Annotated in this window: 7 protein-coding genes and 1 tRNA gene; 6 read left to right on the top strand and 2 right to left on the bottom strand. The window is 68.8% G+C overall.

Translation table 11 applies throughout. The features are described from left to right. Positions 1 to 119 precede the first annotated feature (119 nt). Positions 120 to 201 (bottom strand) — tRNA-Leu (locus J1M36_RS01975). A 195-nt stretch (positions 202 to 396) separates the two neighbouring features. On the opposite strand from J1M36_RS01975, the gene J1M36_RS01970 reads away from it, so the two are divergent. From J1M36_RS01970 to rpsA, 4 genes are all read left to right on the top strand, one after another. Further along, positions 397 to 1,131 carry a response regulator gene (locus tag J1M36_RS01970; protein WP_312797210.1) on the top strand — a complete coding sequence of 245 codons (735 nt, stop codon included), beginning with the start codon at positions 397 to 399 and terminating at the stop codon, positions 1,129 to 1,131. A gap of 130 nt (positions 1,132 to 1,261) precedes the next feature. Then, positions 1,262 to 4,150 carry a DNA polymerase I gene (gene polA, locus J1M36_RS01965; protein ID WP_206478533.1) on the top strand — a complete coding sequence of 963 codons (2,889 nt, stop codon included), beginning with the start codon at positions 1,262 to 1,264 and terminating at the stop codon, positions 4,148 to 4,150. A 129-nt stretch (positions 4,151 to 4,279) separates the two neighbouring features. Continuing rightward, on the top strand, positions 4,280 to 5,677 hold the full coding sequence (locus tag J1M36_RS01960) for a GNAT family N-acetyltransferase (RefSeq protein WP_206478532.1): 1,398 nt from the start codon (positions 4,280 to 4,282) through the stop codon (positions 5,675 to 5,677). Positions 5,678 to 5,862: 185 nt separating this feature from the next. Next, complete coding sequence (gene rpsA, locus J1M36_RS01955) at positions 5,863 to 7,332, top strand: 30S ribosomal protein S1 (protein WP_035962088.1); 1,470 nt, start codon at positions 5,863 to 5,865, stop codon at positions 7,330 to 7,332. A 78-nt stretch (positions 7,333 to 7,410) separates the two neighbouring features. Here rpsA and J1M36_RS12970 read toward each other — a convergent pair whose 3' ends face one another. Then, positions 7,411 to 8,133 carry a YigZ family protein gene (locus tag J1M36_RS12970; RefSeq protein ID WP_286738176.1) on the bottom strand — a complete coding sequence of 241 codons (723 nt, stop codon included), beginning with the start codon at positions 8,131 to 8,133 and terminating at the stop codon, positions 7,411 to 7,413. 156 nt (positions 8,134 to 8,289) lie between these two features. Between J1M36_RS12970 and J1M36_RS01945 the strand changes: the two genes are divergently transcribed. Beyond that, positions 8,290 to 10,662 carry a dephospho-CoA kinase gene (locus tag J1M36_RS01945; RefSeq protein WP_206478531.1) on the top strand — a complete coding sequence of 791 codons (2,373 nt, stop codon included), beginning with the start codon at positions 8,290 to 8,292 and terminating at the stop codon, positions 10,660 to 10,662. After that, positions 10,655 to 11,281 carry a dephospho-CoA kinase gene (gene coaE / locus J1M36_RS01940; protein WP_206478530.1) on the top strand — a complete coding sequence of 209 codons (627 nt, stop codon included), beginning with the start codon at positions 10,655 to 10,657 and terminating at the stop codon, positions 11,279 to 11,281. Before J1M36_RS01945 ends, coaE begins: the two co-directional genes overlap by 8 nt. Positions 11,282 to 11,320 lie beyond the last annotated feature (39 nt).

Here is an 11,320-nt window from a genome sequence, read left to right as displayed (position 1 = left end):
CCCGACCACAGATGCGGGAAGACCCACGACCCCCGTGCATTCGCCCTGTGTTCGGCCACGAAAAACGGCCCCGCGGGTGCGAGGCCGTTCCAAAGGTGCTCCGACGGAGCGAGTTGTCGTGCCCAAGGTGGGACTCGAACCCACACATGTCTCCATACTGCATTTTGAGTGCAGCGCGTCTGCCAATTCCGCCACTTGGGCATGTCCGGGAAGGGGACCGTAGTGCGGGCCACCGCCGCCGGTGCGGATAACAGCATACATGATGGGTCTAGGCTGGAGACCGGTCCGCCCCTTCCGCGCCCGGGGGTGTGCTGTGTCCCATGAGGCGCGTTCGCGGCACTCGTGGTTGGATGCCGTGTCGACACGACCAAGTTATCCCCAAACCTAGGAGTCCCTGTGACGGATTCGTCGAACACCCCGGAGCCCACTGCGCCCGGGGCACAACGGTCGGGCGCCGCAGACCCTGGCGTCGCGCAGCCCGACACCGCCCGCGCCGAGACGACCCACGTCGACGCCGCGCCCGCCCAGGACCACGCCGCCCGTTCCGAGGCGCAGGGTTCCGAAGCCAAGACGGTCGTCGTCGCGGAGGACGAGGCGCTGATCCGCATGGACATCGTCGAGATGCTCGAGGACGCCGGGTACCGCGTGGTGGCGCAGGCGGAGAACGGGGAGCGCGCCGTCGCCCTGGCCTCCGAGCACCGCCCGGACCTCGTGCTCATGGACGTGAAGATGCCCGTGATGGACGGGATCACCGCCGCAGAGCAGATCGCGCAGGACCGGATCGCGCCCGTGGTACTGCTCACCGCGTTCAGCCAGCGCGAGCTCGTGGAGCGTGCGCGGGAGGCCGGCGCCATGGCGTACGTGGTCAAGCCGTTCACCGTGGACGACGTGGTGCCCGCGATCGAGATCGCGATGTCTCGTTTCGAGGAGATCACGGCCCTCGAGAGCGAGGTCGCGGACATGAAGGAACAGTTCGCCACGCGCAAGCTCGTGGAACGCGCCAAATCGCTGCTGCAGACCAAGATGGGTCTGTCCGAGCCCGAGGCGTTCCGCTGGATCCAGAAGACGTCCATGGATCGCAGGCTGTCGATGCGCGAGGTGGCCGAGGCGATCATCAGCCAGGTGGCCTGACGCCCCCGGGGCCCAGCTCGTCCCGGGCCGCACGCGGAACGCGCCCGAAGCTGTCCCTGGCCGTGCGGCGTCCCGCGCCCGAGCCCGTGTTCCGCCGGGGCCTGTCGGGGGGTGGCCCTAGGATGGAGCCGTGACTGAGACGAGCAAGCAGGCCAGCCAGGACGCCCCTGAGACCCGCACCGTGGTGATCGGTGAGAAGACCGAGCACCCGCAGGAGGTCTCGCTGCCCGTTCCGGTGTCCCGGCCCGAGAAGCGCTTGCTACTGATCGACGGCCACTCCCTGGCGTTCCGCGCATTCTTCGCGCTCTCCCGCGCTGCCGAGTACGGTGGGGGCCCCGGTTTCGTGACGTCCGACGGCGTCCACACCGAGGGCGTCTACGGATTCGTGAACACCATGGTCAAGCTCGTGCGCGAGGAGAAGCCCACCCACCTGGTCGTCTCCTTCGACCTCGAGGGCCCTACCCTGCGCTCCCAGGAGTACGGGGAGTACAAGGGCGGCCGGGACGAGACCCCGGAGGAGTTCCACGGACAGGTCCCCAACATCCGACGCATCCTCGAGGCTGTTGGCATTCCGATCGTCACGAGCGAGGGCCACGAGGCGGACGATGTCCTGGCCACGCTCGCCACCACGGCCGCCGCCGAGGACTTCGAGGTGCTCGTGTTCTCGGGTGACCGGGACGCGTTCCAGATGATCACGGACCACGTGACGGTGGTCTACCCGGGCCGCACGCCGTCGGACCTGCGCCGCATGGACGCGCAGGCGGTCTTCGAGAAGTACAAGGTCGCCCCGCAGAACTACCCGGATCTCGCCGCGCTGACGGGGGAGACCGCGGACAACCTACCGGGTGTACCGGGCGTGGGTCCCGGCTTCGCGGCCAAGTGGATCACGTCCTACGGTCCCGTGGAATCGCTGCTCGAGCACGCGGACCGGATCACCGGCAAGAAGGGCGAGGCCCTGCGCGAGCACGAGGACCTCGTGCGGCGCAACCGCAAACTCAACCGCCTGGTCACGGACCTGCCCCTCGACGTGAACCTGGATCACGCGGTACTGCCCGAGGCCGATCCCGAGCGGGTCGGCGTGGTCTTCGACGAGCTCGAGTTCGGTGCCCAGTTGCGCGGGCGTCTGCTCGAGGCCTTCGGTTCCCACGCTTCCGACGACGCCGCCGCCACGGTTCCCGAGGTCACCGACGTCACCCGGGTGCGCACCGCCCAGGAGTTCAGCGATTGGCTGGACGCGGGGGAGAAGGACGTGCCCATCGTCGTCCGCCGCTTGGCGCACGACCCCAAGCCACCCTCCGGCGCGGAGGTGACCACCCTCATGCTCATGAACCAGCGCGGTGCCGCCGTGGACCTCGTGACCGCGGACCAGGAGCTGACCATCGCCGTCGAGGAATGGCTCGCAGATCCGGTGGCGCCCAAGATCGTGGATGGCCTCAAGGACCTGTACCACGGTCTGATCCAGCGCGGGATCGAGCTCGCCGGTGTCGTGGACGACGTCCAGCTCTCCGGCTACCTCGTGCGGCCCGCGCTGCGTTCCTACGAGCTGGACGCCCAACTGAGCCACCACCTGGAGGTGGAGGTGCCCCGCGCGGACGAGTCCGCGGCGTCGGAGAAAAACGGACAGACCGAACTCGCGCTGGACGCGTCGGACGAACAGGACGAGCTGGCCGGTGTGAGCGACGCCGAACTGCGTCGCCAGGCCACGCTCGGTTCCGCGTGCCGGCAGTTGAGCGAACACCTGCGCGGGCTGCTCGAGGCCGACGGCCAACTGGGGCTGCTCACGGATCTGGAGATGCCCCTCGCCGTGATCCTCGCCCGGATGGAGGCCACGGGGATCGCGATGGACCGCCCAGGTATCGACCCGTTGTTCGACGACCTCCAGCAACCGATCGACCAGGCCTTCGAGCAGGCGCAGGCGCAGATCGACCACGAGATCAACCTGGGTTCCACCAAGCAACTGCAGGCCGTGATGTTCGAGGAACTCGGCCTGCCCAAGACCAAGAAGACCAAGACCGGGTACACCACGGACGCCGCGGCGGTCGCGGACCTGCTCGGACGCGTGGACCCCGAGACCCAGGGTTCGCGGTTCCTCGTGGCGCTCATGAACTGGCGCGAGTACTCCAAGCTCAAGCAGATCGTGGCCGGATTGCGGGACGCGATCGCCGAGGACGGGCGCATCCACACCACGTACCAGCAGACCGTGGCGGCCACCGGACGGCTGTCCTCCACGGGTCCCAACCTGCAGAACATCCCCGTGCGCACCGAGCAGGGCCAGCGCATCCGCGACGTGTTCGTGGTGGGGGAGGACTCCCAGGGCCCGTTCGAATGCCTCATGACCGCGGACTACTCCCAGATCGAGATGCGGATCATGGCCCACCTGTCCGGGGACGAGGGCCTGATCGAGGCGTTCCGCGGCGGGGAGGACCTGCACCGGTTCGTGGGCTCGCGCGTGTTCGACGTGGCCCCGGAGGACGTCACCCCTCAGATGCGTTCCAAGGTCAAGGCCATGAGCTACGGCCTCGTCTACGGGCTGAGCTCCTACGGCCTGTCCCAGCAGCTGAACATCGGCGTGGACGAGGCCCGCACCATGATGAGCGGCTACTTCGAACGCTTCGGCGGCGTGCGGGACTTCCTGCGCGGCGTCGTCGAGGAAGCCCGTTCCAAGGGCTACACCGAAACGATCGACGGGCGACGCCGCTACCTCCCGGACCTCACGAGCGACAACCGCCAGGCCCGCCAGGCCGCCGAGCGCATGGCCCTGAACGCACCCATCCAGGGCTCCGCCGCGGACATCATCAAGAAGGCCATGATCGGCGTGGACCGGGCCCTGCGCGAGGACGACCTGCGCTCGCGGGTGCTGCTGCAGGTCCACGACGAACTCATCGTGGAGGTCGCCCCGGGGGAGACGGAGCGGGTCGAGGAGATCCTGCGCACCGAGATGGCCGGGGCCGCGGAACTGACCGTGCCCCTGGACGTCAACGTGGGCACGGGGCGGACATGGCACCAGGCCGCCCACTGACCGCCTGAGCGCACGGACCACTCAGCCCGCCGCTCGACGCCGCAGCAGGCCGCGCACCCAGCACGACACCCGCCACCGCGCGGCGGGCCACGGCACACCCGAACCGCCCGAGTCACGACGAGGAGCATCATGAACGCGACACCCCGGCACGAGCAGACCCGCGAGAGCGAGTACAGCGCCCGCGGGAACGACTACGTCCTGCGCCGCTTTCTCGCGAACGAGGGTGGCACGGACGCGAACCCCGAGTTCGTGGAGTGGAACCGGGCGGTCGCCCAGGGGTTCCACGGCCGTGAACCGGGGCAGGAGGCCACCGAGCGCAACCTGCGATCGATGCGCGCCGCTGGCACCCGCTTCCGCGCCGCATACACCGCGGACCCCGTGCCCACAGCCGCGCTGGGGGCCGAGCGACCCGTGGCCACGTTCTGCTCGTGGGACTCGGAGCTGACGCTCGGGGAAGGGAGCAGCGTGCCCGCATGGTTGGTCTCTGAGGTCACGGTGCGCCCAACCCATGCCCGGCGAGGACTGTTGCGCCGGCTCATGACCACCGACCTGACCGAGGCCCACGAGGCGGGGTTCCCGATCGCGGCGCTTACCGCCTCCGAGGCCACGATCTACGGTCGCTTCGGTTTCGGTGCGGGCACGTTCAACACCGAGATCACGGTGGACGCGCACACGCGGTTGCAGTTGAAGGCCCCGACCGTGGGCACGGTGGAAATGGCCGACAACCACGCCGTGGCCGAGCTGGCGCCGAGCATTTTCGATCGCTTCCACTGCGTGACGGCGGGCTCCCTCACGCGCACTCAGAAGTGGTGGGACATTATCTCCGGTCGGTGGAACTGGGACCAGGAGGGCGCGGATCCTGAGATCCGCACCGCGGTGCACTACGACGCCCGGGGTGAGGCGGACGGCTACGTGAGCTACAAGTTCGTCTCCACCCAGGGGTTCCAGGGATACCTGAAGGTCGTGGACCTCGTGTCCCCGAGCTCGCAGGTGCGCATCGCCCTGTGGGAGTACCTGTGCAACCTGGACCTCGTCACGGAGGTGCGCTACAACAGCGCCCAGATGGAGGACCCGCTCATGTGGGGCATGGTGGACATGTCCGCCTACACCGTGCGCAAGCGCTACGAGCGACTGTGGTTGCGCGTCCTGGACCCGGTGGCAGCCCTGTCCGCCCGGCACTACACGTCCCACCGCAAGGTCAGGATGTCGGTCGTGGACTCCATGGGCTTCGCGGACGGAATCTACGAGATCGACACCACCGGTGATGCCCCCCGCGTGGAACGCGTAGCGGACCGCCCGCGCACACAGGACGATCTCGCGGGGAAGTCCATGCCCGCCGTGGAACTGCCCGACGGCGCGGACGTCGCCCTGAACGTCGATTCGCTCGGCTCGCTGTACCTTGGGGCGGTCAAGGCGTCCACGCTGCACTACGCGGGCCTGCTGCGCGTGCGCGACGACGCCGCCCTGCGGGACATCCAGGCGCTCATGTCCACGCCCACCCACCCGTACTGCATCTCCCCGTTCTGAGCGCGGCTCGCGCAGCGCGCCGACGCACCCTCCAGGCTTGAACCGGCACGGTTTCGGGCCTAGACTGGAGTGGTGCGTGTATTCGCACGCCCACATCAAGCGTGACGTCGCCAATCCGGTGCGCCCCACAGGGCGGGGTCGGCGACACCAAACCATCACATCAATTTCATCGGAGTCCCTACTACATGACCACCACCACCCAGCAGGTCGCCGTCAACGACATCGGAACCGAAGAGGATTTCCTCGCCGCTGTCGACGCGACCATCAAGTACTTCAACGACGGCGACCTCGTGGAAGGCACCGTCGTCAAGGTCGACCGCGACGAGGTCCTCCTGGACATCGGGTACAAGACCGAAGGTGTCATCCCCTCTCGTGAGTTGTCCATCAAGCACGACATCAACCCCGATGACGTCGTGGCTGTGGGTGACGAGGTGGAGGCTCTGGTCCTCACCAAGGAGGACAAGGAAGGTCGCCTGATCCTCTCCAAGAAGCGCGCTCAGTACGAGCGCGCCTGGGGCGACATCGAGAAGGTCAAGGACGAGGACGGCGTCGTCACCGGCACCGTTATCGAGGTCGTCAAGGGCGGCCTCATCCTGGACATCGGCCTGCGTGGCTTCCTGCCCGCCTCCCTCGTGGAGATGCGCCGCGTCCGCGACCTCGCTCCGTACATCGGTCAGCAGCTCGAGGCCAAGATCATCGAGCTGGACAAGAACCGCAACAACGTGGTGCTCTCCCGCCGTGCGTGGCTCGAGCAGACCCAGTCCGAGGTGCGCGCCAACTTCCTGCAGCAGCTGCAGAAGGGCCAGGTCCGCACGGGCACCGTGTCCTCGATCGTCAACTTCGGTGCGTTCGTGGACCTCGGCGGTGTTGACGGTCTGGTGCACGTCTCCGAGCTGTCCTGGAAGCACATCGACCACCCCTCCGAGGTCGTCGAGGTCGGTCAGGAAGTCACCGTCGAGGTGCTGGACGTGGACATGGATCGCGAGCGTGTGTCGCTCTCGCTCAAGGCCACCCAGGAAGATCCGTGGCAGCTGTTCGCCCGCACCCACGCCCTGGGCCAGGTCGTCCCCGGCAAGGTCACCAAGCTGGTTCCCTTCGGTGCGTTCGTTCGCGTCGAGGACGGCATCGAGGGCCTCGTGCACATCTCCGAGCTGGCTCAGCGTCACGTGGACATGGCCGAGCAGGTCGTCTCCGTGAACGAGGAGCTGTTCGTCAAGGTCATCGACATCGACCTGGACCGCCGCCGGATCTCGTTGTCCCTCAAGCAGGCCAACGAGGGTGTGGACCCGGACTCCACCGAGTTCGATCCCGCCCAGTACGGCATGGCCGCCGAGTACGACGAGCAGGGCAACTACAAGTACCCCGAGGGCTTCGATCCCGAGACCAACGAGTGGATCGAGGGTTATGAGGAACAGCGCGCCGCGTGGGAGGAGCAGTACGCTCAGGCCCAGGCCCGCTGGGAGGCGCACAAGGAGCAGGTGCGCAAGCACCTGCAGGAAGACCAGGATGCGGCGACCACTTCGTCCTCCTCGTCCTCCCCGAGCCACTCCTCCGGCCCCACGAGCTACTCTTCCGAGGCTCCGGCCGAGGACGCCGGGACGCTCGCGTCCGACGAGGCCCTCGCCGCTCTGCGCGAGAAGCTTACCGGTCACTGAGTCGCACGCGGCGGCCCGTGAGCTCGCCGTGAGGTGAATCCGAGAGGTCCCGCTCCCCGTCACGGGGAGCGGGACCTTTCACATGTCCGGGACGTCCTCCCACCGGGCGGGTCCCTCGTGGACGCTCGCGTGGCCCGCGGTGATACTCGCAAGGGCTGCCCGGGCATCGTCGATGGCGCCGGGGAGGTCCGCCACGAGCAGGCGCAGGGTCGCGTCCGCGGAGCCGTAACCGGTGGGCAGGACCGTGAACCCGCGAGCGCGCATCTGGGACTCCACGCGGCCGGCCTCGGCGTAGGGGAGCAGCAGGGTCAGTTCGCGGCAGCGCATCCTGCGCACGAGCGGGGCGGTGTCCAGCGCGGCGGCCACGGCACCGGAGTAGGCGCGCACGAGCCCGCCGGCCCCGAGCTTGACCCCGCCGAACCACCGCACGACCACGGCACACACGTCCGAGAGGTCACCGGCCTCGTCCGCGGTGCGTTGCCGGGTCGTGGCGTGCGCGGTCAGCGCCTGCAGCATGGGCATGCCCGCGGTACCCGCCGGTTCGCCGTCGTCGGACGAGCGCGTCGTGGCGCGCGTGGGTCCGAGCACGAACGCCGAGCAGTGGTGACGGGCGTCCCGGTGTTCGGCGGCCACACGGGTGATGAACTCGCGGGCTTCCGCTTCCGTGTCCACGCGGGTGAGTAGTGCCAGGAACCGGGACTTCTTAATCTCGAGCTCCACGCTGTGCACGATGCCCCGGCGCGGGACGGTGTAGGACACGCGCGAGTCCGCGGCGTCGTGGGAGAGGGATTCGGCGGGCACACCACCAGTGTAGGGACGCGCCGATCCGGGGGCTCGTGGTCGCGCGGGGGGCCGGGACGGTCCCGGGGCGCCCGCTGAGCACGGGAGGGCCACTACAGTGAGACCTGCCGCGCCGACGCGGCCACGTGCCACCGCCTCCCATCGGAAAGCTGACCTGTGCTCAATCGTCTTCACGACCGACTGGGGTTGCGCACGACCCCGTCCATCTTCTTCGTCTCGGCCGCGCTGATCGTTGTCTTCACGCTCGCCATGAGTCTGTTCCCGGGGCCCGTGCAATCGGTCTTCGGCGTGGTCTCCCATGCGTTGCGCTACCAGACGGGATGGTTCTACACCTTCAGCGTGACCGCTCTCGTGATCTTCGCGATCGGTCTGGCACTGAGCCGCTACGGTCGCGTGAAGATCGGCGACGACGATTCCGTCCCGGAGTACTCCGGGATCGCGTGGTTCGGGATGCTCTTCGCGGCGGGCGTGGGCGCCGTGCTGATGTTCTGGGGTGTGGCCGAACCCGTCAACCACTACGCGAACCCACCCATGTACGGCACCGAACCCGCCTCGGACCGCGCCGCAGTGGAGGCCCTGAACATCGCCAACTTCCACTTCGGCGTGCACATGTGGGCGATCCTCGCCGTCCCCGGTCTGACGTTCGGGTACTTCACGTACAAGCGCAAACTGCCCCCGCGCGTCTCGTCCGCGTTCCACCCGGTGCTCGGGGACGGGATCCACGGCCCGTGGGGAAAAGCGATCGACGTGCTCTCGATCGTCGCGACCGTGTTCGGGCTCGCGGTGTCCGTGGGGCTCGGGGCGCTGCAGATCAACAGCGGCCTCACATACGTCTACGGCATCCCGATGGAGGGGTGGATCCAGGCGGCCATCATCGCGCTGATCACGGCGGTGGGCCTGGCGTCCGTGCTCGCGGGCATGGAGAAGGGCGTCAAGCGACTGTCGTACGCGAACATCGTCCTGGCCGTGGCCCTGTTGCTGTTCGTGCTCATGGCCGGGGCCACCATGGACACGATGCGCAGCATCGTGGAGTCCGTGGGTGGCTACGTGAACCAGTTGCCCACGCTCGCGTTCTTCAACGACACGTTCGGCGGCGGCACGTGGTCCGGTGACTGGACGGTGTTCTACTGGGCCTGGACCGTCACATGGGCGCCGTTCGTGGGGATGTTCGTGGCCAAGATCTCGCGCGGGCGCACGATCCGCCAGTTCGTGGTGGGGGTGCTCGGCGTCCCGTCGTCGTTCGTGGCGGTGTGGATGGCCATCTACGGATACAGCGCGATCCGCATCGACCGCGCTCCCGAGACGCAGGGCAGTCTCACGGACACCATCGTCACGCAGGGCAACGTGGAGGCCGCGCTGTTCCAGTTGCTCGGGTCCATGCCGTGGTTCGCGGTCACCGCGCTCGTGGCGCTCGTGGTCATCACGATCTTCTTCATCACCTCGATCGACTCCGGCGCGCTCGTGATGGACGCAATGGCCAATGGCCACGAGGACGAAGGCCCGCGCCGGCAGCGGATCTTCTGGACGCTCGCCGTGGGCGCGGTGTGTGCCGCGATCATCACGACCTCCGGCGAGAACGGGCTCAACGCCCTGCAGGAGGTCATCATCGTGATCGGTGCTCCCGTGATGGTCCTGGAGGTCATGCAGGCCGGGATGCTGTTGCGGGCGTTACGCCAGGACGCCGGTACCGCGCGTCCCATGCGCACGCGGCAGTGGAAGAAGGTGCTGCCCGCGGAGGAGTACCACCGCAGGGCGCAGCAGGACACCGCCGCGATCGAGGACTACGTCATCCGTCCCGAGTACGAGGTGGGCACCGAACCCGATCACGACACCCATCAGCCCCGCACGTGGCACTGGCAGCGGGAGCAGGAGGGCCGGCCGGTGTTCCAGCTCGCGCTCACCGGTGGGCCGTCGGCGGGCAAGCACACCGTGGCCCGCGAGTTCGAGGCGCTGGGCGCCGTCGTCGTGGACAGCTCAGCGCTGTGGGGCGAGCTCCTGAGCCCGGGCACGGACACGCGCGCGGACGTCGAGCGCGTCTTCGGGGAGCAGTTGCGCGCCCGGGGGGTCTCTTCGCAGGACAAGGCCGCTGCGGCCGAGGCGCTCGACGACCTGATGACTCACAACGACGCCGCCAGGGCCCGCACCCACGAACTGTTGCTCCCCGCGCTGCGGGAGGCGGCGCGGCGTCGTGCCCGGGAGGCGGGACCCGACAGCGTGGTCGTGCAGGTGATCCGGGACCCGCTCGAGGCGGACCAGGGGGACCGGTTCGACCTCGTCGTGGCCGTCGACGCGCCCGTGGAGGACCGGGTGCGGAGGTTGCGCGCGGGTAAGGGCCTGCTCGCCGAGGACGCGTGGGACCGGGTGGACGTGGCCGCCGGGCCGGAGGAGATCCGGGCGGTCGCGGACGAGGTGATCGTCAACGACGGTGACCTCCACGGTCTGCGGGAGCGCTCCCGCGAGATCTGGCGCGACCACGTGCTCCCGGCACTGGGCCGGGACCAGGACACGGAAGGACACCGTCATGACTGAGCTGTTGCGCAGACCCGGCCACACCGAGACCCTGCGGGTCGGGCTGACGGGCGGGATCGCCTCGGGCAAGTCCACCGTCTCGCGGCGGTTGAGTGAGCTCGGGGCGCTCGTCGTGGACGCGGACGCGATCGCCCGGGCCCTGCAGGAACCGGGGGAACCAGGCTACGAGGCCATGGTGGCCCACTTCGGTGAGCGGATCGTGCAGCCGGATTCGGGCGCACTGGACCGCGCGGCGGTCGCGGCCATCGTGTTCGACGACCCCGAGCAGCTCGCGGCCCTGAACGGGATCATCCACCCGCTCGTGCGGCGCGAGACCGCGCGGCTCGTGAGTGAGGTGCCGCCGGGGGGAGTGGTGGTCCACGACATCCCGCTGCTCGTGGAGACCGGTCAGTACGGGACGATGGACGAGGTGCTCGTGGTGCAGGCGCCCGAGGACGAGCGGGTGCGGCGGATGGTCGAGGACCGCGGGATGAGCCCGGAGGACGCCCGCCGCCGGATCGCGACCCAGGCCACCGACGAGCAGCGCCGGGCGGTGGCCACGGCAGTCCTCGACAATTCCACGACCGTCGAGGACCTGCTCGCGCAGGTGGACGAGTGGTGGCGCACGCGGGTCCTGTGAGCAGTTCCGGAGCGATGCGAGCCGCCCGGATCCGTGTCT

This window comes from Kocuria sp. KRD140 (assembly GCF_017168375.1).
Lineage (GTDB): Bacteria > Actinomycetota > Actinomycetes > Actinomycetales > Micrococcaceae > Kocuria > Kocuria marina.
This window is presented reverse-complemented; position numbering and strand designations above follow the sequence as displayed.